We start from the raw sequence: 22787 nt of genomic DNA on the forward strand, positions 1-22787 counted from the left end.
GCCGGTGCCGTTCTGGCCCTGGCCCTGGGTGGTGCCGTTGCCGCCCTGCTGGTTCTGGCCGAAGCCGCCACCGCCCATACCGCCGCCGAAGCCGCCGGTGCCGCCCGGGAAGCCGCCGGTGCCGTTCTGGCCCTGGCCCTGGGTGGTGCCGTTGCCGCCCTGCTGGTTCTGGCCGAAGCCGCCACCGCCCATACCGCCGCCGAAGCCGCCCCGGCCACCACCGGGACCGCCACCGCCGCCGAAGCCCATCATGCTGGCACCGGCGGGACCGGCCGTCGGGATGGAACCGGTGTGCGCGGAGTTCACCGTGCTCAGGGTGTACGCCGTCGGACCCGCGAGCGCGGCCAGCAGGCCCACCGCGGCCGCGCCGAGGGCGAGCTGCCGCGAGATCCGGCCCGCGAAGACCAGGCCGAGCGCGGCGGCCAGACCGCCGATCAGGACCAGGTACTTCAGCCAGGGCAGGTAGGTGGAGGTGCGGTTGAGAAGGACGTAACCCCAGACCGCGGCCGAGACCACGGCGGCGGCGAGGGTGATCGACGCCCACAGTTCGGCGCGCTTCTCCCACAGCAGCCCCGCACCCATGCCGACCACGGCGGCGATGTAGGGGGCGAGGGCGACCGTGTAGTACTGGTGGAAGATGCCCGCCATGTAGCTGAACACGATCATGGTCATCAGCAGCGAGCCGCCCCAGACCAGGAACGAGGCCCGGGTCACCGAGGTCCGCTGCAGCCTGCGGGTCGCCACCAGACCGGCGACCAGGAGGATCAGCGCGGCCGGGATCAGCCAGGAGATCTGGCTGCCGATCTCGGAGTTGAACATCCGGTCCCAGCCGGTCTCGCCCCACTGGCCCGAGCCGGTGCCGCCGCCACCGCCGCCGACGCTGCCGGTCTCGTCGCCGCTGATGCGGCCGAGGCCGTTGTAGCCGAAGGTCAGCGACAGGAAGCTGTTGTCCTGGGAGCCGCCGATGTAGGGGCGGGAGGACGCCGGCCACAGCTCGACGATCGCCACCCACCAGCCGCCGGAGACGACCAGCGCGCCGGTCGCCAGGGCCAGCTGCCCGAGCCGCTTCCTCCACGTGTGCGGGCCGACGGCCGCGTACACGAACGCCAGCGCCGGCAGGATCAGGAAGGCCTGGAGCGTCTTGGCGAGGAAGGCGAAGCCGATCGCCACGCCCGCCCACACCAGCCACCTGGTACGCCCGTCCTCGACGGCGCGGACCACGAAGTAGCAGGCCAGCGCCATCAGCAGGGCCAGCATCGCGTCCGGGTTGTTGAACCGGAACATCAGCGCCGCGACGGGGGTGAGCGCGAGCACGGCGCCCGCGATCAGGCCGGCCGCGGGGCTGAACCGGCGGCGCACGGAGGCGTAGACGACCGCGACCGTGCCGACGCCCATGAGGACCTCGGGGCCGAGGATCGTCCAGGAGTTCAGGCCGAAGATCCGGGCCGCGATCTCCATCGGCCACATGAACGCCGAGGGCTTGTCGACGGTGATCGCGTTGCCCGCGTCCAGCGAGCCGAAGAACATCGCCTTCCAGCTCTTGGTGCCGGCCTGGACGGCGGCCGAGTAGAAGGAGTTGGAGTAGCCGTTGACGCTCAGGTTGTAGAAGTACAGCACCGCGGTGGCGACCAGCAGGCCGAGGAAGGCCGGGCGCACCCAGCGGGGGTCCTCGGGGCGGCCGCGCCACAGTCTCCGTACGAAGGGCTGCTTCGGTTCACCGGAGCCGGGGGCGGGCGCCACCGGGACGTCGGGGGCCTGCTGCGGCTGCGGGGGAGCCGTGGGGGGCGCGGTCGGGGGTGGGCCCCACTGGGCCGGATGCTCGGTGTCGGTGCTCATCGGGGTTCCCCCGGCTCGGTGTCGTGGGGGCGCACCGGCTGCAACTGCATGGTGGCGTCCCTCCAGGTGCCGTCCGCGGCTTCACCGGCGCGGAACTGAGTGGTCGTGGCGCCGTTCTGGGCGTACGGCGGGTGCGCCGGGCGCTGCGGGAGCGGGCCCTGCGGCTGGAACGGCGGCTGGTACGGCTGGTGTCCGCCGGTCGTGTAGGTCGGGGACGACGGGTTGTGCTGGGCCACCACCGTCGACTCCTGCCGGTCGGTGCCGTCGCGGTCCGGGAAGACCCAGGCGCGGAAGAGCAGGAAGCGCAGCACGGTCGCCGCGAGGTTGGCGGCGATCAGCACCGCCAGCTCGGTGGAGTGCGAGGGGTCGCTGCTCGCCGCGTTCAGGGCGGCGAGGGAGCCACTGGTGAGTGCGAGGCCGATACCGAAGACGACCAGGCCCTGCGCCTGGTGCCGGACCGCCCCGCCCCGGCCGCGCACCCCGAAGGTGAGACGCCGGTTGGCGGCCGTGTTCGCCACCGCCGACACCAGCAGCGCGAGCGCGTTGGCGATCTGCGAGCCGGAGAACTCCCGGAAGAGGCTGTAGAGGACCAGGTAGAAGAGGGTCGACAGGCCGCCGACCACGCAGAACCCGACGAGCTGCTGGGCCAGGCCCTTCGGCACGTCCTGGATGTCGCGGTCACGCGGGTCGTCACCGAACGGGCGGGTGATGCGGTCCAGCGGCAGCGAACCGGTGGCCAGCGCCTTGCCGACCCGCCACACGCCCTTGAGGTCCTCGGTGGCCGTCTTCACGATGTGCACGGTCGAGTTCGGGTCGTCGACCCAGTCGACGGGCACCTCGTGGATGCGCAGCCCCGCGCGCTCGGCGATCACCAGCATCTCGGTGTCGAAGAACCAGCCGGTGTCCTCGACCATCGGCAGCAGCACCTGCGCGACATCGCGCCGGATCGCCTTGAAGCCGCACTGCGCGTCCGAGAAGCGGGCCTGCAGCGAGCCGCGCAGGATCAGGTTGTAGGAGCGGCTGATGAACTCCCGCTTGGCGCCGCGCACCACGCGCGACGAGCGGGCCAGCCGGGAACCGATCGCCAGGTCGGAGTGGCCGGAGATGAGCGGCGCCACCAGCGGCAGCAGCGCGTTCAGGTCGGTCGACAGGTCCACGTCCATGTACGCGAGGATCGGCGCGTCCGAGGCCGACCAGACGGTCCGCAGCGCACGGCCGCGGCCCTTCTGCTCCAGCCGGAACGACTTGACCTCGGCGATCTCCGCCTCCAGCTGCTTGGCCACCTGGGGCGTGGTGTCCGTGGACGCGTTGTCCGCGATGGTGATGCGGTACGCGTACGGGAACGTGCGCTTGAGGTGGTCATGCAGTCTGAGGACGCATGGGCCGAGGTCCTTCTCCTCGTTGTAGACGGGGATCACTACGTCCAGGACAGGCGTACCGGCGTTACCGGCCGGGAGGTGCTCCCGCGCCGGCAGGGTGCCGGGAGAAGAGTCGGTTCGCATGGCATCGACTCTCGTCAAGCGCCCTGTCGCACCCATGTGGTGGCACTGTGCTGTGCCTGTGAGTGCGATTGCCAGTTGGTTTCGGGGTCCGGCTGGGGAGCGGCCGGGGCCAGCGCGGGCAGATACAGGGTGAACACCGTGCGGCCGGGAACACTGTCCACGGTGACGGCACCGCCGTGCGCGGACGCCACCGCCTGCACGATGGCGAGCCCCAGACCTGTGGATCCCGTGGACCGCGACCGCGCCGAGTCGCCGCGCGCGAACCGCTCGAAGACGTGCGGCAGCAGATCCGGCGGAATGCCCTGCCCGTTGTCCTCCACGTCGACGCACATCCACGGACCGCGGCGCTGGATGCGAGCGGTGACGGTGGTCCCGGCCGGGGTGTGCTTGCGCGCGTTGCCGAGCAGGTTGATCAGCACCTGCTGGATCCGGGCCGCGTCGGCGGCGACCAGCGCCGGCTCGTCGGGCAGGTCGAGGCGCCAGTTGTGGTCCATGCCGGCGGCACGCGTGTCGCTGATCGTGTCGACGACGAGCGGGATGAGGTCGGTGTGCTCGAACTGCAGCGGGCGCCCCGCGTCCAGCCGGGCGAGCAGCAGCAGGTCCTCCACGAGGAGGGTCATCCGCCCGGCCTCGGACTCGATACGGCCGAGGGCGTGCCGGGTGTCGGGCCCGACCTGCTCCCTGCCCCGCCGGGTCAGCTCGGCGTAGCCGCGGATGGAGGCGAGCGGGGTCCTGAGCTCGTGACTGGCGTCGGCGACGAACTGCCGTACCCGCATCTCGCTCTGCTGGCGGGCGTGCAGGGCGCCGTGCACGTGGTTGAGCATCCGGTTGAGCGCGGAGCCGACCTGGCCGACCTCGGTGTGCGGGTCGCACTCGGTGTCCGGCACCCGCTCGCTGAGGTTCACCTCGCCGGTGTGCAGCGGAAGCTCGGAGACCCGGGTGGCGGTGGCGGCGACCCGGCGCAGGGGGCGGGTGGCGACGTTGACCATCACGGTGCCGGCCAGGGTGGCGGCGATGAGACCGGAGGCGGTGAGGCTGATCTCGACGATGATCAGGGTGTTGATGGTGCCGTCGACGTCGGCGGTCGGGATACCGACGTAGTAGCCGGTGGTCCCGTCGGTCGCGTACTTGACGAGGTACGTGCCGAGGCCCGGCATCTCCACGCTGTGGATCCTCTGGTCCTGGGAGACGGAGTTGAGCACCTTGAGCTGGGCGTCCGTGAGCGCCTTGGCACTCATCGAGAAGTCGTCGCTGGACTTCACGCCCCGCTTGGAGTCGGTGATGCTGCCGTTCTGGACCGTGGCCGCGATGGTGCCGTCCGGCTGCGGGCCCGTCACGAACTTGGAGAGGTCGGTGGTGCCGTCGGCGTTCTGATCCTGATTGGGCCCGGCGCTGCCGGTGGCGGAGCCGGTCCCGGTGCCGTTGGTCTTGAGCCGGTTGCCGAGCGGGCCGCCGAAGTCGCGAGGCGCCACACGCGCCGCGACCTCGCCCAGCTTGCCTTCCAGCTGCCCGTACAGGTGGTCCCGCAGAACGAGGGTGGTGACCGTCCCGATCACCGCGCAGACCACGGCGATCAGGGTCACGGACACGACGACGAGCCGGGTCCGCAGGGTGCGCGGTTTTCCCGCTAGTCGCTTCTGCGTACGCGGCCGTCGTCGCCCGCTCATGAGGCGGCGGGCTTGATGAGGTACCCGGCGCCACGCCGGGTGTGGATCATCGGCTCCCGGCCGGCGTCGATCTTCCGTCGCAGGTACGAGATGTAGAGCTCGACCACGTTGGCCTGGCCGCCGAAGTCGTACGACCACACGCGGTCGAGGATCTGGGCCTTGCTGAGCACCCGCCGCGGGTTGCGCATCAGGAAGCGCAGCAGCTCGAACTCGGTGGCGGTGAGGTGGATCGACTCCCCGGCCCGCGAGACCTCGTGGCTGTCCTCGTCCAGGGTGAGGTCACCGACGACGAGCACGGAGTCGGACCGCCGGTCGGCCGCGCCGGAGCGGCGGATGAGCCCGCGCAGCCGGGCCACGACCTCTTCGAGGCTGAAGGGCTTGGTGACGTAGTCGTCACCGCCGGCCGTGAGACCCGCGATCCGGTCCTCGACCGCGTCCTTCGCGGTCAGGAACAGCACCGGCACGTCCGGCAGTTCGCGCCGCAGGCGCCCCAGCACGGTGAGGCCGTCCATGTCGGGCAGCATCATGTCGAGGACGACGGCGTCGGGGCGGAACTCCCGGGCGGTCTGTATGGCGCCCTGGCCGTCGCCCGCACTCCTGATCTGCCAGCCCTCGTAGCGAAGGGCCATGGAAAGGAGTTCGGTGATCGACAGCTCGTCGTCCACCACAAGCACTCGGACGGGGCTCCCGTCCGGCCTCAGCAGTTCGGTGCGCCCCTGGGGCGAGGTCGTGGTCATGGTGGACACCTTGTCGGTGTCCTCTGAGAACACGCTTTCACTAATCTGTGATTTCCCTAAGAAACACACAGGCGCCTCTCAGGGAACGCCTGGGAATCCCATCGCGTGTGCATGAACTCGTGACCGCGCTCGTGCCGGGCTGTGCGGATCATGTACGTCCGGGCCACGTCCCGGACCGTTGATGAGGTGCCGATGAGCCGTTGATGAGAGCGTACCGAGCCGGGGCGGGTTCCGCGCGGCGAGGCTTCCGGGGTACTGCCGGCGCTCAGAAGAGCCCGTCCTGGGGGACCTCGAACTCCCGGACCGGCACCTGCAGTTGGCCTTCCTCCCCGACCCGGGCGGCGGTCAGTTCCCACCCGGGCAGCAAGCGCGTGTCCAGGACGACGACACCGCGCCGGGTCGCGAGGTGCAGATCCGGCCCGGCCGCCGCGACCAGCTCACCGCTCACCACGCCGCCCGGCACCAGCTCGGCCACCTCACCGACGGCGGCGGCCACCCCGTCCAGTCCGAACACCCCCATGTGATCGACGACTTGGCACGGCTCGGGGACGAGCGACTCGGGCCAGCCGCCGAGCGCGACAGCAAGCGCGTGCAGTCCCTCGACCTCGGCCGCCCGCTCGGCCGGGGCGGTCGGCAGCAGGGCGCGTACGACGCGCTTGTCGCCGTACGGGATCCGGTCCGGCACCCGGAGCGCGGCCCGCAACAGCTCCTCGGCCCGCCGGGCTGCCATCAGGGGCCCGGCGCCCAGCCAGCTGAAGCACACGGCCCCCTGCTCCAGCAGCCGGGCCGGCCCCCTCTCGACCGCCGTGATCCCCACCTTGACCATGCCGGGCCCGAACCACGCCAGATACACGTGGTACGGCCGGGGATCGTCGGCGACGGTGTCGGCGGCCACGGAGTGCGCCCGGTCCAGCCGCGCACACTCCTCGCACCGGGCACCGGTACTCCTGCCGGACACGGGTGCCCGGGTCGGACAGGCGTGCCCGCGCGCTCCCACGCACTCCCGCACACCCCCTTCGGCCACCCCGAAGGCCACCCGCTTCCCCCGGGTGAGCGGACTGCGCCGCCCGCCGCTCCACCTCAGCACGGGTCCGTCGTCCGACCACCGCAGCCCCGAGCATTTCCACACCTGTGCCATCACCCGCGAGGGTAGAGGGCGGCACTGACAACGGCCCGGGGCGGCCGAGTTGTGGTCCTCGGTCCCTCCGGGTCAGCCGCCGGCCTCCGCGGTCGCCGGCTCCGCCTCACCGACGGCGGACACCGGCCGGAGCTCCGACGCGGTACGCCGTCCCCGGCCCGCCAGCCGGCACGAGACGCATCCGGGGTGGCCGTCGCGGGCGCCGGTGTCCCGCACCCGGAGGGGCCACTGCGCCCGGGGCCGCGGACCCGGCGGCTTGCCCCACCCCGCGAGATGCAGATACCAGGTGACCAGGACGCTCACGGCACACACCGCGAGCCCCGCGACCAGGGCGGCGGCCGAGACCGTACACACCCCCAGCCCCAGCAGACCGCTTCCGACGGTCGCGATCGCGGTACCGGTCCACCCTGCCATCGTGTGGCCTTCGTCGTGCTGACTCACGTACCCGTCTCCCCTTCATAGGCAGCGGAACACCCAGTCCGACGCGAGGGCGACTAGAATCCCTCACCGAGTGAGAAATTTACCCCCCATACCTCTCACACGCTAAGGGAATCTTCGGATCTCCACGGAAACGGGAACGACCATGCACGGCAAGCCGCGACCGCCCGCGAACCCGGCCCTGGCGCTGGCCGCCATGGACCACCTCATCGCGGCCCATGTGATCGGCCAGCAGGAGCTGGCCCGGCGGCTCGGGGTGAACGTCACGGACCTCACCTGCTTCGCCTTCGTCCTGGAGGCGGGCGACGACCTGCTGACCGCGGGCGACCTGGCCGCTCGCGCCCACGTGACGACCGGCGCGGTGACGGGCATCCTCAACCGCCTGGAACGCGCGGGCTACGTCACCCGCCGCCCCGACCCCGACGACCGCCGCCGGGTCCGCGTCGCCGCGGTACCGGAAGCCGTCAGCCGCGTCGAGGCGGTCTACGCCGGCCACTACGCCCGCCTCACCGAACTGTTCGCCGACTACACCCCCGACGAACTCGCCATCCTCACCGACTGGTTCACCCGCGCGACCGCCCTCGCCCACGAATATCTGGAGAAGCTCAACGGGAACGACTCGGCGGAGCCCTGCTGATTCAGCCGGGCTCCGGCAGGAATTCTGGGGCTGTACGGGGGAAAAGGGGGGCGCTGCAGCGCGCCTAGTATTCGTCCGACACTGGCCGTTCGTCATCCTGTCCGTTAAAGCCCGAGATTCGGCACCAGGGACGACGAAAGGTCGGTCGATTGAAGCTCGCCAAGCGTTTTGCCACGATCAGCGCCGCCGTGACGGCGGCGATTCTCTTCAGCGCCGGCGGCGCCCAGGCCCAGAGCGGCGGGGGCCTCCTCTCACTCCTGAGCGACATTCCGCTCCTGGGGACGTCCTACCCGCTGGGACTGGCCGGAGAGGGCGGTACCTCGACCGGAGCCCAGACCACCAATAACAACAACAATAACAACAACGGGGGTGGTCCGAACAATAATAATAACAACAACGGGGGTGGCACGAACAACAACAATAACAACAACAACGGCGACAGCCAGACCCAGACCGGCGGGGCAGGCGTCCTCCCGATTCTGGGCAAGTCACTCATCAACTTCCAGATCTGCTTGCCGAAGGGGCAGGTCGGGTCGAGCAACACCCTGACGGGAAACCAGAACATCAACTGCCACCAGAGCTGAGGCGCCACCCCACACAACAGCCCGGCGACCGAGTGACCATTCACCGGCCGCCGAGCTGCGAAGTTCAGCCGTTGTTGTTATTGTTGTTGTTGTTCGCGCCCCCGCCGTTGTTGTTGTTATTGTTGTTGTTGTTCGCACCTCCGCCGTTGTTGTTGTTATTGTTGTTGTTGTTCGCACCTCCGCCGTTGTTGTTGTTATTGTTGTTGTTGTTCGCGCCCCCGCCGTTGTTGTTGTTATTGTTGTTGTTGTTCGCGCCCCCGCCGTTGTTGTTGTTGTTGTTGTTCGCGCCCCCGCCGTTGTTGTTGTTATTGTTGTTGTTGTTGTGGCGCCCACCCTTGTGGTGACCGCTGTTGTTATTGTTGTTATTGTTGTTGTTTCCACCTCCGCCGTTGTTGTTGTTATTGTTGTTGTTGTTCCCGCCTCCGGTGTCATCCGGCGCCACCACGTGCGCGACTGTCGGCGTCGGGGCCGCGAAGGCGGCGGTGGGGGCCAGAGCGCCTCCTGCGGCCAGTGCGGCCGATGCCGTCAGCACCGCTGTACGCTTTGCGATCTTCTTGAGCATGGTGATCCCTTTTCGATGAGTACGGATCGGGCCGGTTTTCCAGTCGGTTCGACCTGAGGACTCGATTGGGCCGCGCCAATTCGGCCTCGAAGACGCCGGTTTGAGCCGCGTAAACCGGGAAATCCGGTAGCGGGACTCTTTCGCCAGCATGCCCCTGCCGTACTCGGGGCACATCGGGTGGACACCCCAAGTTCCAGCAGGCACACCCCACATCCCAGTCCGGAATTCCCCACATCACCCCACCTGCCGACCCGTCCTGATCGGTCTGGATCTTTTGCGCGGCTCCGGCCACGGAGGGAAAATGGCTGGTGATGGACCTGCTAGAGCGAGAGGCCGTACTCCAGGACCTCACCGGTCACCTGCAGGAAGCGGTGACCGGCCCTGGACGACTGGCCCTTGTGCGCGGCGAGGCCGGCATCGGCAAGACCAGCGTCGTCAACCGCCTGGCCCAACTGGCCGATCCCCGGATCCGGATCCTGGTCGGCGCCTGCGACCCGCTGGCCACACCCCGCCCCCTGGGTCCGCTGACGGACCTGGCCCCGCGCCTGGGCCAGGCGGTGCGCACCGCCCTGAGCAGGGCGCTGGCCGGCACCTGCCGGTCCGACGAGGTCTTCGACTGTCTGCTCGCCGATCTGAGCTCCTACCCCAGCCTGCTGGTCGTGGAGGACGTCCACTGGGCCGACGAGGCCACGACGGACCTGCTGCGTTACCTGGCCCGGCGCCTGCCGAGCGTTCCCGCGCTGGTGGTGGCCACCTACCGCGACGACGAGATCGGCCGTACCCACAACGTGACCGCGCTCCTGGGCACCCTGGCCGGCTATCCGTGGGTGCACCGCCACGACCTGGCCCCGTTGAGCCGCCGGGCCGTGGCCCGGCTGGCCGGCGGACACACCGTCGACACCGAACAGCTCTACCACGTCTCCGCCGGCAACCCGTTCATCGTCACCGAGATCCTGGCCGCCCCCGGGGAGTCCATCCCCGCCACGGTGCGCGAAGCCGCCGCCGGCCGCCTGGCCGGCCTGTCGGCCGCGGCCCGCAGGGTCGTCGACGTGCTGGCGGTCCTGGGGCGCCGGGTCCCGCTTCCGCTGCTGGCCGGCATGGTGCCGGCCCCGGAGGAGGCGCTCGACGAGGCCGTGGCCGGTGGAATCGTGCGGACCGACGGGCAGGTGGCCGAGTTCCGCCACGAGCTGACCCGGCTGGCGGTGCTGGAGTCCGTCCCGGCCGCCCACCGGCTGCGGACGCACCAGCAGGTGCTGGCGGCGATGCGGTCCCGCCCGGTCGTCGCGGACGATCTGTCGCTGCTGGCCGATCATGCCGAGGGTGCCGGGGATCCGATCGCCGTGCTGGAGTACGCGCCCGCCGCGGCCGCCCATGCCGCCGCGCTGGGCGCGCACCGGGAGGCGGCCGCCCAGTACGCCCGCGCCCTGCGGTATGCCGACCTCCTGCCGCTCGACCGGAGGACCTCCCTGCTGGAGGGCCACTCGCAGGCCTGTCTGCTGTCCAGCTGGCTGGACGAGGGGATCGCCTCCCGCCGTAAGGCGGTGAAGCTGCGCCGCGCCCTGGGCGACCGGCGGCGCGAAGGCGAGGACCTGCGCTGGCTGTCGTGCTGGCTGTGGCCGTTCGGGCGGACCGTCGAGGCCGGACGGACCGGCCTGGACGCGGTGCGGGTGCTCGAAGGGCTGGGGCCGAGCCGGGAGTTGGCCCGGGCGTACCTGAACCTCTGCCAGCTGGCCTGCTACGAGCACGAGGAGGTGCGGGTGACCGCCGCCTACGCCGAGCAGGCGATCGCTCTCGGCGAGCGCTTCGGCGACGCGGGGGTGGTCGTCCAGGCCCGTTTCCATGCGGCGGCGGCAGCCATGTTGAGCGGGGGGTCCGGCTGGGAGGAGTGCGAACAGGCGGTGGCCAGCGCGATGGCGCAGGATCTGCCGGAGGACGCGGGCTTCCTGGCGCTCATCATGTGCTGGTTCGCGGCCCTGCAACGCGATGCCGCCCGGACAGCCGAGGCCGTGAACCGGTCGGAGGCCTATTGCCTCGACCACGATCTGCTGTCCTACCTGCTGTGCACGAGGGCCTGGGGCAGCTGGGGGCTGCTGAGCCGGGGCTCGTGGGCCCAGGCCGCCGAGGCCGCGCAGGAGGTCCTCTCCCATCCCAGCTCGCCACCGGTCGTCGAGGCCCTGGCCCTGACCGTCCTGGGTCTGGTGCGGGCTCGCCAGGGCAGGGCCCAGGGGTGGCCGCTGCTGGAGCAGGCGGCGGGCCTGGTCGACCCGGGCTGCCTGCTGGACACGGGACTGGGGTGGGAGGCCCGGGTCGAGACGGCCTGGCTGGCCGGCGACCACGAGCTGGTGCGGACGGAGGCGCAACGCGGCCTGGACGCCCTGGCGGAGCGCAGCCATCCCTGGCTGTCCGGCCCCCTGGCCTGCTGGATCGGCCGCGTCGGAGGAACACCCCCGCAGGTGCCCGGGGCCGGACCCTACGCGCTGGAACTCGCCGGCGACTGGGCCGGTGCCGCGGCCCAGTGGGACAGACTCGGCTGCCCGTACCAGGCCGCGCTGGCCCGCATGTCCGGCGACGCCCCGGCGCTGCGCCAGGCTCTGGCCGCCTTCGAGGCCCTCGACGCCCGGCCGGTCGTGGCACGTACCCGCGCCGTGATGCGGGCCCGCGGTGTCCGCCCGGTCCGGCGCGGCCCGCGGGCGGCCACCCGGGCCAATCCGTACGGGCTGACCATCCGGGAGATGGACGTCCTCAAGCTGCTGAACGAGGGCCTGTCGGATGCGGAGATCGCCGCCCGCCTCTACATCACGCCCAAGACCGCCGGGCACCACGTGGGTGCGGTACTGGCCAAGCTCGGCGTCCACTCCCGTCAGGAGGCCGCCCGTAAACTCCACGACTCGAAATGCTGACAAACCTCCTCGAAAGGTGCGGCCGAGAATGCGGAGAGCAACTCTTCCGAACGTCTGCCTCGTGGTCGCGGTCTGCTGCTGTACCGCGCTTCTCCCGGCACCGGAATCGCGGGCCGAACGGTGTTATGCGGCACACCGCAGTCCGGACGTGGTCGTCTGTTACCGCAATTCGTGGAAGGCCGAGTACAGACACGGCGACGTGGTCTATGTGCCCATACTCGTCCAGGTGCCCACGCCCGCACATCCGTCCTCCGTGACGATCGTCGACAGCCTGGACGACATCCATCCGTCGGCAGCCTGACCCCGGACGCCGGGGACCGGCCCGGCCGACGGCGCCCCGGGGCCGGGTCGGCCTACTCGCCGGGAGGGCGGAAGCCGACCTGCCGGCGGGCGGCCTCGTCGATCTCGTCGAGGGTGAGGAGGGGAGTGGCCCGGGTGCGGAGCACGCCGCTGGCCTTGACGCTCAGGCTGACGGCGGCCATGGAGACCGCGTCGGGGAAGTCGAGGATGCACACGAAATCGTCCTCTCCGAAGGCGAAATACATGGCCTCGACAGTCCCGCCGAGGCCCGCGACGACCTGCTCGACGGCTGCGCGGCGGCCACTCGCGCCTTCCTTGAGCAAGCCCTTCGTCCCCTCGGGCGTGTAGGTGGCCTGGATGAGGAACTTCGGCATGGGGCGCTCCCTGCCCGTGCGGGGTCCGGTACGCACCATGGCCTTCCCGCCACCACGGCACGGGCCGATCAGCGAGCGGCTGGATTCACCCGTAAGGCACACAACGCGAAAGGCCCCGGATCTCTCCGGGGCCTTTCGTCTGTGTGCACTCGGCAGGATTCGAACCTGCAACCTTCTGATCCGTAGGCGTGTTCACCCTGGATGAGCGACCCGCCAACCAGCCTTTGAGCGCGCACAATCCACGGGGGTCAGCCCGCGTCGGTCCACCGTTGTACGCCGACGTCCGTGGCTGTTGATGTCAGCGGCTGATGTCAGAGCGTCGCACCGTTTTCCCTGGTCACGTCGCGGTTCGGCCCACTTGAGTCGGCACTTCGATGCGTGCACTATCGGCGCCCACCGGCAAGAGGTCTTCCGGCATGGCCAACTCTCCTGCCGGGCGTTGGGCAAGCCACCCTGAGAGCCTGTGCGGCGGCGCCTCGGTACGCACGTGCTCGAACCCCAACCGCTCGTAGTAGGCGTGCAGCCCGGTATTCGTCCGCCAGGTGTCGATGCGCACCCAAGAACGTCCCTCAAGCGCTGCCAGCCGGGACATCCAGTCGATGACGCGCGTGCCGAGGTGCCGGCCAGACGCGTCACGGGCAACGATCAGCTTGTACAGATAGAGCGCTGATTCGGGGTGATCCGCGTCCGTCCAGAAGTCCCGGTCAACGGGGCCGCGACTGACTGTCGCGAGCACCCGTTCGCCCTCGTCGACCACGACCCACGCGCGCCCCTCATCTATGCTGGCGCGCCATTTGCCGATGGCCCGTTCGCCCGTTTCCGGGTCGCTCCACTGATCCGTGCCTTTGGTGCGCAACCACCCCTCAGCCTCTGTTCGCAGAGTCAAGAGGGCGGGTACATCCTTTGCCGCTGCGGGGCGGAGGTACTCAGTCTGTGCCGACTTCATAGAGGATCTTGTGCCTGTCTCCGGGGAGGATTGTGACCATGCAGCGGAGGGGCCGACCGTCCGCGTCATAGCCCGTTCGGGTGTGCTCTGCGATCGGTGTTGCCGCAGGTAGAGCAAGTAGTTCGGCCTCCTGGCGAGTCGGCATGCGCACTGAGATTTCGTCCACGTACTTGTTCTGGATGAGCCCAACGGAAGCCAGGATGCCGCCAGGTGCGGAGACGTCTCGCGGCTCCATCAGGGGTGTACCAGTGACGAGTTCCTGAGGGAAGTACGAGTCAGCAAGGGCGTAAGGCCGGTTGTCTATGAACCGGACACGCTTGCGAGCCACAGCCAGCCCGTTTGGGGGCAGTTCAAGGCGCTCGCGGACGTGGGGTGGGGGCTCCACGATCGACACGGAGATGTCCTGCCGGGGGGCGTTCCCGTTCTCCGAAATCGCGCTCGCCCACTGGTCACCTGCGGTCCGTCCTTCAACCGCGTTGGCGTGGCGACTCCGGCTCTCCAGCGTCGTCCAGTTCCACACGACGGGCGGGTAGTCCTCGCGGACGTACTTGCCCTGGCCCTGGCCCGTGACGACTAGGCCTTCCTCGACCAGTTGACGGACGCCGGCGCGAACAGTCTCGCGGCTGTAGCCGTACTGGCTCATCATCTGCGTCTCGCTCGGGAGCGCATCGCCCCCGGCCAAGGCACCGGACTGGATCTGTTCGCGCAGGTCGTAGGCAATTTCCTGCGCCTTGGTCATACCGCGTCGCACCGGCAACGTCTCTCCTCCTCCGACTCCTCCGTACAAGTTAGACCAGGGGGCTTGACTATCCAAGCTCAACTGATGCAATCTCATGTCCAGGCACTCCTCCAGACAAGCTAGACGGGGTGTCACGTACGGTTCAACCGTACAGGTACGCCCGGAGGGCCCCGTGAAACGGGCTCGAAGGAAGCGAGAGCTGTTTGAGAACTCAACAGAGAGCTGATGAGGAAGACCGCCCCGCCTCTGCGAGCAAGAGGGCGGCGCCCGCGGGTTCTGTTCCTGCGTGCGAGTACAGCGCAATCCGACCTTTCCGCAGCTCACCGCTGCGGCCGGTTGCCTCCGCTGCACGTCTCGCACGTGCAGCGCTGAGGGGAGCCGCGAGGGCTTCACCGACAGTCGGGAGGACTGTTTATGGACCGCCTGAAGAAAGCCGCCGCCGACCACCGCCGCGCCGCCGCCGTGGTGCGCTCGCGCGGCAACGAAGCCAAGGCCAAGCGCATGGAGAACCGCGCGGACGAACTGGAGTCCGGCCGCGTCATCGACGTCACCGACCAGCTCAGCGCGCTCACCCGCTGGGCCTTCCGCCGCTAACCACTGCACCGCTCCAACCCTCAAACGGCGCGCGGCCCCGGTGCTGGAACACCGGGGCCGCTGTTCGGGCCGTTCCACTACGAAGGAGAACACGACCCTATGAGCACCATCGTGACTGTTCAGGACGCTGTTACCGCGTTCGCCGACTGGATCGAGCCGACGGACGCGGAACTGGACGCGATCGAGAACGAGATGCCCGTCATCCTGGCGGACGTCGACCTGTTGGACGCGCAGATCATCACCCTGGACCGCACCCCGACCGAGCTGGACGCCCGCCGGATCCGTCGGGCCCGCCGCCGGGCGCTCGCCGCCCGCGTCGCCCTGATCAACCGCACGGCCAGCGAGACCCTGCCCGGCGGTGCGGCATGAGGCACCTCAACGCCAAGCGCCTGTTGACCGTGCTGCCGGCGGTGGCGATGACCGGCGTGTCCATGGTCCTCACCCTGGCCGTGGTCATGATGTGGCTGGGTGCGGCCGTCCCCTGGTACGTCGCCCTGGTCGTCGGTCTGGGCATCGACGGCGGATGGCTCGCCACCCTCGCCTACGAGCGTCGGCTGGCCGCGCAGGGCGACCACAGCAACGCCGTTACCGCCGTCGGCTGGTCCTTCGGCGCGCTCGCCTCGGGTGTACTGGTCACCCACGCCGTGACCGCAGAGACGTCGATGGGGGCGTGGCTGGCGGTGGCGTGGCTGCCGATCGCCGCCAAGATGCTGTGGCTGGTCCACGGCCTGTGGGAGCGCACGGCGCTCACCCCGGCGGCGCTGGACATGATCCGGGGCATTCAGCAGGAAGCCCGCGACGACGCGGCCGTAGCCCGCGCCCGCCTGCGAGCGGAAGCGTCCACCGAGGAGACGCGGCTGACGGCCGTGACCGAGGCCGGTGCGCGCGTCGCACGCGTCCAGGCCAAGACCGCTGAGACCCTCGCTGGGGCGTGGTCGACGCTGGAGACGGCTCGCAAGGGCGAGAGCACCGGACGGGCCCTGACCAGCGTGACGAGCCGCGTCACACCCGACGTCACACCCTCGTGGGACCTGCCCGTGTGGGGTCCCTCCGAGTCGGTTGCGGCGCTGGAGCCGGCGCCCGCGCTCAGTGACGCGGCCCTGGACACGCTGGTCGATGAGATCCGGACCAGCGAGCAACCGCCCTTGTCGTACCGGGAGATGGCCACCCGCTTCCGCACGTCCGGCCACTCCGCCTCCGAAGTCCGCCTCAGGGCCGCCTGGAAGCGCGTCATCTGATGGCCGCGCTGCCGGTGTTCCGGTGGCACCTGGCACCGGACGGCTACGCCACCCGCCGCCAACTCCGGGCCCGCAACCTGCGCCCCGGTGGTCAGCAGGTGGCCGCGCAGCTCGAACGCCCCCGCCGCCGGCGGCCCCCGCTGGTCGCCTACCTGTACCGGGTCGACCTGGCCAAGCCGGTCCGGCCGATGACGGCGGCGCGGTGGGCGGCGCTCGCCAAGGCCAATGCCGCCCGCCGCACCTGCCCCGCCTGCCGGCGTGACGCCGGATACGTCATCCCCCCGTCGCTCGGCACCTGCGCGCCGTGCGCCTACCCCGACCCGCATGGGTCCGAAGGGACTGCCTGACATGGCCAGTTCTGAGATTCGCCGTATCGACCGTGAGATCCGCAAGACCACGAACAAGCTGGAAGCGGTCCGCCGGGGTGAGTGGTGGCCGCTGACCGGCCGCGAGCGCCGGGACATGCTCCGTGCGATGGCCGGCGGCGCCCGCAGCGTCTACAAGGGCCGCAGCACGGGCGGCGCGGACGACCGGATGGACTCCATCGGCACCGCCGCCGAGACCCGGCTGAACGCAGAGCTGCAGGCCCTGTACATCGAGCGGCGCCAACTGCTCACCGAGGCCAAGCGCGACAAGGCCGCGAAGAAGTCGTCGGGGTGGTGGTGAGCATGGACCGCCGTTGCCCCGCCGCTCACCCCGAGGACCCGACCGGCTGTGTCGGTCCGGTCGTGGTGACCGTGCTGGACGCGCACAACTCCGGCGCGAACGGGTGCGAGCACCACGGCGCCCGACTCCTGGCCAGCCTGGACGGGGCCCGCGTCTACGCCCTGCCCGACGCCCCGGCCGGCAGCGCCATCCGCGTCTTCACCGCCGCCGACACGATCCGCCCGTTCTGCTGGGTCGACGGCCCCCGCACCCGCCCGTCCCAGCTCAGCCGTGCCGAGAACCGTGCCCGGTGCGCCGATCTGCCCTCTCTCGCCTCCCGCACTGGAGACCTGCCGTCATGACCGAGAACGTCATCAACCTCCACAAGCCCACCGACCCGCCGACCGGCGCCAACGCCCCGACCGTCCTCACGGTCGTCCCCGACCCGGCGCCCGCCCCGCGGCTGCCGCTGTGGGTGCGCTCCGGCCGCGCCGTGAAGGCCGCTGCGACCGACGAGAGCACGAAGACCGTGGTCCGGGCGGTTGCCCGGCACGGCCTGTACACGTTCAACGGCGGGCGGATCGTGGCCCGCCGCACCTGGGACGGCCGTACCGGCGCCCGCTACGAGCGCATGATCCGGGCCGCCGAAGCCACCGGGAACCTGGAAGTTGCCGAGGAGTGGGAGGAGCGTCTCCAGCGCTTCCGCCAGGCACGCCACCACCGCCGCATGGACCTGCTCCACTCCCCGGTGGAAGCGGCCAAGGGAGTCGCCGTCGGCACCGGGATGAGCCTCGGGGTGCTGGTCGCGCTCGGGGTCGTGATGGCCATCAACACGAAGCACCCCGCGGACGTCATCACCCCGCTCGCCGCCACCATCGACTTCATCGCCACCCTGATCCGCATCGTGCAGATCGTGTGGGGCCCGGCGCTCACGATCGCCCCGTTCCTCGCTCTGCTGGCGCTGTGGTCGGTCGGCGCGCATCAGAAGGCGGCGCCGTCGTGGTCGATGCCGGAGCACCAGCGATCGAGCGAGGGTGAGCCGATCACCCCGTCCATCGTGGTCAAGGCCCTGCGCGACCTCGGAGTGCCCGCGCTGCGCAACGCCATCAAGGAGATGGGCGACGCCGGCGCGTCGATGCTCGGTCCAATCCGGATCGCCGGATGCGGCGTAGAGGTCGACGTCACGCTTCCGTCGGGGGTGTCCACGATCGAAGTGCAGCAGCGCCGGCGGAAGCTGGCGGAGAACCTGACCCGGCACGAGCACGAGGTGTTCATCACGATCCCCGAGGCCGCGCGCACGGTCCGCCTGTGGGTCGCCGACTCCGGGGCGCTGGATGAGCCGATCGGCCCGTCGCCGCTGGTCACTGACGAGACGGCGACCGCCGACTACAAGAAGGGCAAGGCCCCGTGGGGTCAGGACCTGCGCGGGGACGCGGCGCAGCTCAGCCTGTTCCAGCGTCACCTCCTGGTCACCGGTCTCTCCAACCAGGGCAAGACCGCCTCTCTGCGTGCGCTCGCGCTGTGGGCGGCGCTGGACAAGACGGTTGAGTTCCGGATCGCCGACCTCAAGGGCGTCGGGGACTGGGGCATGTTCGACGGGCTCGCCTCCGTCCTGATCCAGGGTCCGACCGATGACGACGTGGTCGAGGCGACGTGGATGGTTGAGGACGCCCTGGACGAGATGAACCGGCGGATCGGGGTCCGGCAGCAGGACCCCAAGGCCGTGTTCAACCCGCTGGTGGTCATCGTCGATGAAGCGCAGGTGGCGTTCATGTGCCCGGTCAAGGACGACCAGAAGAACCCCTACGGCGGCTCCAAGGCCACCAGCCGGTACTTCATGGCCGTGCGCCGCATCCACAACCAGGGCCGTGCCGTGGACGTGCTGATGTGGCAGGGCACCCAGGACCCCACCGACCAGAACCTTCCCAAGCTGGTCCGCGAGGGCGCCCACACCCGCGCCTCCCTCGCACTCGGCACCGAGCAGCAGGCCCGCATGGCGCTGGGGGACAAGGCCGTAGACGGCGGCGCCGCCCCGCACCTGCTCCGGCAGGGGCTGGACAAGGGAACGCTGGTCGTCGCCTCCGACGGGATCACGGTCCCGGCTGGCCAGGCGTCCATCACCGTGCGCACCCACTACATCGACGACGACGCGGCCAAGGCCATCTGCGAGCGGGCCAAGGCCCTGCGCAACGGTGTCACCACGCTGCGCGCCGTCGACCAGCGCGAGGAGCGCGACGCGCTCGCCGACATCCTCAGCGTGCTCGGGGACGCGCCGCGTCTGGTCACCCAGGACGTCCTCAAGCGGCTCGCCGTGCTCAGCGAGGACGCCTACGGGGCGTGGACGTTCGGCAACCTCAAGGGCGCGATGGAGGCCTACGGCGAGGAGCCTCGCAAGTCCCACGGGCGCATGGCCGTCCACCGCGATCACGTCCTGCGCGCCATCGCGATGCGCGACAACGAGGATTCCGCTTCTGCTTCCGAGTAGCGGGGAGGCAACCCTCCCGCGTCCGGGGAGGCGGGGAGAACTCCCCAACCGCCTCCCCACCCCGCCTCCCCCGCGTTGATCAGCGAAAACATCGCTTTGGGGAGGCGGGGAGGCGCCCAGCTCAGAGCCCCGAAACCCCCCTCTCAGCGCCCCCGGCAGGGGGTGTGCCCGCCTCCCCCGACCCGTACCGGAAGGGATTCCGCATGTACCCCGAGACCACCCCCGAAGCGCTCAACAAGGGCGTCCGGATGAGCGACGACGTGGCCGCCGCCGAAGCGCGCCGGATCATCGCCGACGCCTACCGGCCCGCCCCCGACACCCCGACCTCCTACCGCGACGACAGCCCGCTTCCCGCCTACGGCGACACGCCCCCGGTCATGCAGCCGGACCGGCGGATCGTGCCCGCGTGGGCCGCCGGGACCGCCGTCGCCGGCATCGGCGTCGGAGCCGCGTTCGTCGGCGTCGGGTGCGGTGTCTGGCTCGCGTGCCAGGGATTCGCTGCCGTCTCTCTGACCAGCGTTCTGTTCGTGACCCTCCCGATCGCCGCCGTCGCCGGCGTCTTCGCCGCCATCGGGACCGCACTGCGCTCGCTCAAGGGCGTCCACACCGAGACCCACCACCACTACCGGGGCCCGGTCAGCCAGCACCACACCACCAGCAAGACCTACGGACTGTCCGCCCGCACCCGCAACCAGCACACCAGCTAGCCACGCCAAGGGCGGCCCCCGTCTCGCCAAAGTCCGGGGCCGCCCTTGCTCAACCAGGACCAACCAAGGAACTGGAGACATCCAGAATGACGCAACCGACCGATATTCGGCGAGTGCCCGCCTCACTCGGTGGCGGCGTGAGCGAGCACCTGCGCACCGCGCTGCGCCTCGCGGCCGATGGCCTGCCGGTGCTGCCGCTGCGCCGGGGGAAGCTGCCGTTCGGGAACTGCCTGGCCTGCGCCCGGAACGCGTGCGGCGGGCGGCCGAACATGAAGGCGGCGGGCACCTGCAAGTGCGGGGCGCCGTGCCACGCGTGGGCCGCCGCGACCACCGACCCCGCCGTCATCGCCTCGCCCGCGTGGGCGCCGGCATGGCGGCACGCGGCGGCCGTGGCCTACCACCCCGGCGGCGCCGGCGTGACCGTGGTCGACCTGGACGACCCCGCCGCCATCGCATGGGCCCGCGCCACGCTTCCCGTCACCCGCACCGTTGCGACGACGCGGGGAGAGCACTGGATCTACCAGGGCACGATGCCGTCCGCCAACGCCGTCCGGCCCGGTGTCGACCTCAAGTCCCATGCCGCGTACGCTCGTTGGCTCGGAGAGGGCGTCGGCGTCACGGCGCCTCTGCCGGACTCTGTGCGCGCTCTGGCAGTAAAGGAGCCGCCCGCGCCCCGCAGGGCGGCACAGAGCCTCACAGGGCCCCTGGGGGCCCGTGGGGGTGTATGCCCGCACCGCACACCGACCTACTTGGACCGTGGCGTGTCCATGGCCGTACAGCGGATCACCGAGGCTCGCAGCGCGGTCCACGCGACCGTGTACCGCACGTTCCTCGCGGTGCTGTCCACGCACGGCCGGTGCGGCTGCCTCACCGACGCTCATGTCGGCCGGCTGTTCACCGCCGCGCAGGCCAAGGGCGAATCCCCGCGGCACTGCACCGACGCGTGGACCAACGCCCTGACCACGCTGGGACTGTGACCATGTCCGACGACGACAAGAGCCCGGCCCGCGAAATCATCACCGACTACGCGCAAGCGCACTTCCGGTACTTCCGCACCGCCGACGGGACCGTGTACGCGCAGCGCAACGGCCACCCCGTCGCCCGCCCCATCCGCTCCCAGGGCACCACCGGCAGCCACCGGCAGGAACTCATGGTGGGGCTGTTCCGGGACGGGATCGGCGTCTTCAACGGGACCGCGATGAAGGAGGCATTGGACCTGATCGAAGCACTCGCGCTCACCGAGGAGACGCAGGCCGTCTACATCCGCGTCGCTCCGGGGTTCGACGGAGCAACGTGGCTGGACCTGGGACGCGCCGACGGACAGTCCGTGCGCATCCACCCCACCGGGTGGGACATCGCCGTCCCCGACCCGCGTGAGGTGTGCTGGCGGCGCACCCAGCTCACCGGGGAACTCCCCATGCCGGTCAAGAACACCGACGGCAAGGGCATCGACCTGCTGATGCGGCTGTGCAACTTCGCCACCGCCGAAACCGAGTGCCTGGCCATCGCGTGGCTGGTCGGCTGCCTCGGTCCGTCCGTTCCCGTCCCCGCACCGTTCCTCACCGGCCCGCAGGGCGCCGGCAAGTCCACCGGCGGCCGGATGCTCGTACGGATCATCGAAGGCATGAGCGGTGACCTACGCCGGGCCCCGAAGGACGAGGAGAACCTGATCACCGCCGTGGCGGCCGGGTGGGTGACCGCGCTCGACAACCTCTCCCACATGAGCCCGGACCTGTCCGACGCCATGTGCTGCATCGTCACAGGGGCCGAGAACGTCAAGCGCTCGCTGTTCACCGACGGGGACGTCTTCCGCCTCGGCTACCGCCGCCCCCTGCTCCTGACCGGCATCGACGTCGGAGTCATCCGCCCCGACCTCGCCGAACGGCTCCTACCGCTTCGGCTGGAACGGCCCCGCGTGCGGCGCACCGAGCACGAGCTGTGGACGGAGTTCGCGGACGTCCTGCCCGTCATCCTCGGCTCCCTCCTGGACCTGACCGTGCAGGTCCGAGCAGTGGACGCGGAAACCCCGACCGACCTGCGCATGGCGGACTTCGCCCACCTGTGCGCGCAACTCGACGCGGCCACCGGCCTGGGAGCTCTCGCCGCCTACCGGGCCAGCCTGGACGACCTCAACGACGACGTGATCGAGGGCGACCTGATGGCACAGACCGTGCTCGCGCACGCCGCGACCATCGAACCGGGCACCGGACAGCGGATGACGTCCACGGAATGGCTGCACTGCCTCAGCCGCGTCTACACCGGCGACGACTTCCGCTCCCTGCCCAAGGGGTGGCCGACCACGGGCAAGGTGCTCTCCGACCGGCTCAAGCGGCTACAGCCCACCCTCGCCGCCCGGGGCGTGCTCATCGACTCCGGCCGCACCAAAACGGGCCGCTACATCGAGATGACCCGCACGCAGGCCGCGCCGCCGCACGAACAGCAGACGCTCTGACCGGCGTCACCGCTGTTCAAGCAAGAGGAGCACCACCGGCCCCGCGTGCTCCTCTTGCTGTTCGGCGCTCGCGCCGCCCAAAGGTCGCGCCGCGCAGCGGCCCCTCATTCACGCGCTGAGCCGCACCCAACCACCACAGACACCCCCCTCTTTTTCCTAAGTAGGGAAGGTCTGCGTCACCTGCGTCACCAGACCCCGGAAAGCGCGCCCTGAGCTGCGCGGACGGCGGTGACGCAGACGGCGAATTCTGCGTCACCCCTGCGTCATCTGCGTCACCGATGACGGAGAGCCTGCGTCACCGGTGAC

General features: G+C 70.4%; 23 protein-coding genes. 13 read left to right on the plus strand and 10 right to left on the minus strand.

Annotated elements, in window-relative coordinates; translation table 11 throughout:
- The 6 genes from ACFY6U_RS31815 to ACFY6U_RS31840 all read right to left on the minus strand — a co-directional run.
- A partial coding sequence (locus ACFY6U_RS31815; RefSeq protein WP_390043708.1) for a glycosyltransferase family 39 protein occupies positions 1-1836 on the minus strand: 1836 nt, incomplete at its 3' end.
- A complete protein-coding gene (locus ACFY6U_RS31820) occupies positions 1833-3338 on the minus strand; it encodes a glycosyltransferase (RefSeq protein ID WP_390043710.1) in 1506 nt (501 codons plus the stop codon). The genes ACFY6U_RS31815 and ACFY6U_RS31820, both read right to left, overlap by 4 nt.
- 14 nt (positions 3339-3352) lie before the next feature.
- Positions 3353-5005: an ATP-binding protein gene (locus ACFY6U_RS31825; RefSeq protein ID WP_390043712.1), complete on the minus strand. Its 1653-nt coding sequence runs from the start codon at positions 5003-5005 to the stop codon at positions 3353-3355.
- Positions 5002-5742 carry a response regulator transcription factor gene (locus tag ACFY6U_RS31830; RefSeq protein WP_150134013.1) on the minus strand — a complete coding sequence of 247 codons (741 nt, stop codon included), beginning with the start codon at positions 5740-5742 and terminating at the stop codon, positions 5002-5004. The genes ACFY6U_RS31825 and ACFY6U_RS31830 overlap by 4 nt, the downstream gene beginning before the upstream one ends.
- 265 nt (positions 5743-6007) lie before the next feature.
- Positions 6008-6880 (minus strand): DUF2797 domain-containing protein, encoded by an 873-nt coding sequence (locus tag ACFY6U_RS31835; protein WP_390043714.1) that lies wholly within the window; start codon positions 6878-6880, stop codon positions 6008-6010.
- A 72-nt stretch (positions 6881-6952) separates the two neighbouring features.
- Positions 6953-7294: an HGxxPAAW family protein gene (locus tag ACFY6U_RS31840; protein ID WP_390043978.1), complete on the minus strand. Its 342-nt coding sequence runs from the start codon at positions 7292-7294 to the stop codon at positions 6953-6955.
- A gap of 169 nt (positions 7295-7463) precedes the next feature.
- Between ACFY6U_RS31840 and ACFY6U_RS31845 the strand changes: the two genes are divergently transcribed.
- Positions 7464-7955: a MarR family winged helix-turn-helix transcriptional regulator gene (locus tag ACFY6U_RS31845; protein ID WP_390043716.1), complete on the plus strand. Its 492-nt coding sequence runs from the start codon at positions 7464-7466 to the stop codon at positions 7953-7955.
- A gap of 188 nt (positions 7956-8143) precedes the next feature.
- Positions 8144-8539, plus strand: coding sequence for a hypothetical protein (locus tag ACFY6U_RS31850; RefSeq protein WP_390043718.1), 396 nt, complete (start codon positions 8144-8146; stop codon positions 8537-8539).
- 64 nt (positions 8540-8603) lie between these two features.
- On the opposite strand, the gene ACFY6U_RS31855 is transcribed toward ACFY6U_RS31850, so the two are convergent.
- The gene (locus tag ACFY6U_RS31855; RefSeq protein WP_390043720.1) at positions 8604-9101 is read right to left on the minus strand and encodes a hypothetical protein; all 498 of its coding nucleotides are present in this window, start codon (positions 9099-9101) and stop codon (positions 8604-8606) included.
- 311 nt (positions 9102-9412) lie between these two features.
- On the opposite strand from ACFY6U_RS31855, the gene ACFY6U_RS31860 reads away from it, so the two are divergent.
- Positions 9413-12001: an ATP-binding protein gene (locus ACFY6U_RS31860; RefSeq protein ID WP_390043722.1), complete on the plus strand. Its 2589-nt coding sequence runs from the start codon at positions 9413-9415 to the stop codon at positions 11999-12001.
- Between the two features lie 353 nt (positions 12002-12354).
- On the opposite strand, the gene ACFY6U_RS31865 is transcribed toward ACFY6U_RS31860, so the two are convergent.
- The 3 genes from ACFY6U_RS31865 to ACFY6U_RS31875 form a co-directional block, all read right to left on the minus strand.
- A complete protein-coding gene (locus tag ACFY6U_RS31865; RefSeq protein WP_390043723.1) occupies positions 12355-12675 on the minus strand; it encodes a GYD domain-containing protein in 321 nt (106 codons plus the stop codon).
- A 337-nt stretch (positions 12676-13012) separates the two neighbouring features.
- Positions 13013-13621 (minus strand): GNAT family N-acetyltransferase, encoded by a 609-nt coding sequence (locus ACFY6U_RS31870; protein WP_390043725.1) that lies wholly within the window; start codon positions 13619-13621, stop codon positions 13013-13015.
- Entirely contained in the window at positions 13602-14360 is a 759-nt protein-coding gene (locus tag ACFY6U_RS31875; protein ID WP_390043727.1) for a GntR family transcriptional regulator, read from the minus strand. Before ACFY6U_RS31875 ends, ACFY6U_RS31870 begins: the two co-directional genes overlap by 20 nt.
- 414 nt (positions 14361-14774) lie before the next feature.
- Here ACFY6U_RS31875 and ACFY6U_RS31880 point away from each other — a divergent pair, with 414 nt between their 5' ends.
- From ACFY6U_RS31880 to ACFY6U_RS31925, 10 genes are all read left to right on the plus strand, one after another.
- Positions 14775-14954, plus strand: coding sequence for a hypothetical protein (locus tag ACFY6U_RS31880; protein ID WP_390043729.1), 180 nt, complete (start codon positions 14775-14777; stop codon positions 14952-14954).
- A gap of 99 nt (positions 14955-15053) precedes the next feature.
- Entirely contained in the window at positions 15054-15323 is a 270-nt protein-coding gene (locus ACFY6U_RS31885; RefSeq protein ID WP_390043731.1) for a DUF6284 family protein, read from the plus strand.
- Positions 15320-16192, plus strand: coding sequence for a protein spdB (locus ACFY6U_RS31890; protein ID WP_390043733.1), 873 nt, complete (start codon positions 15320-15322; stop codon positions 16190-16192). Before ACFY6U_RS31885 ends, ACFY6U_RS31890 begins: the two co-directional genes overlap by 4 nt.
- The gene (locus ACFY6U_RS31895; RefSeq protein WP_390043735.1) at positions 16192-16539 is read left to right on the plus strand and encodes an RRQRL motif-containing zinc-binding protein; all 348 of its coding nucleotides are present in this window, start codon (positions 16192-16194) and stop codon (positions 16537-16539) included. The genes ACFY6U_RS31890 and ACFY6U_RS31895 overlap by 1 nt, the downstream gene beginning before the upstream one ends.
- A 1-nt stretch (position 16540) precedes the next feature.
- Entirely contained in the window at positions 16541-16858 is a 318-nt protein-coding gene (locus ACFY6U_RS31900) for a hypothetical protein (protein ID WP_390043737.1), read from the plus strand.
- A 2-nt stretch (positions 16859-16860) separates the two neighbouring features.
- A complete protein-coding gene (locus tag ACFY6U_RS31905; RefSeq protein ID WP_390043738.1) occupies positions 16861-17199 on the plus strand; it encodes a hypothetical protein in 339 nt (112 codons plus the stop codon).
- Positions 17196-19322 carry an ATP-binding protein gene (locus tag ACFY6U_RS31910; protein ID WP_390043740.1) on the plus strand — a complete coding sequence of 709 codons (2127 nt, stop codon included), beginning with the start codon at positions 17196-17198 and terminating at the stop codon, positions 19320-19322. The genes ACFY6U_RS31905 and ACFY6U_RS31910 overlap by 4 nt, the downstream gene beginning before the upstream one ends.
- Positions 19323-19525: 203 nt before the next feature.
- On the plus strand, positions 19526-20029 hold the full coding sequence (locus ACFY6U_RS31915) for a hypothetical protein (RefSeq protein ID WP_390043742.1): 504 nt from the start codon (positions 19526-19528) through the stop codon (positions 20027-20029).
- Between the two features lie 86 nt (positions 20030-20115).
- Entirely contained in the window at positions 20116-21006 is an 891-nt protein-coding gene (locus ACFY6U_RS31920; protein ID WP_390043744.1) for a bifunctional DNA primase/polymerase, read from the plus strand.
- 2 nt (positions 21007-21008) lie between these two features.
- Positions 21009-22481: an ATP-binding protein gene (locus ACFY6U_RS31925; RefSeq protein ID WP_390043980.1), complete on the plus strand. Its 1473-nt coding sequence runs from the start codon at positions 21009-21011 to the stop codon at positions 22479-22481.
- Positions 22482-22787 lie beyond the last annotated feature (306 nt).

It is taken from the genome of Streptomyces sp. NPDC013157 (genome assembly GCF_042899865.1).
Lineage (GTDB): Bacteria > Actinomycetota > Actinomycetes > Streptomycetales > Streptomycetaceae > Streptomyces.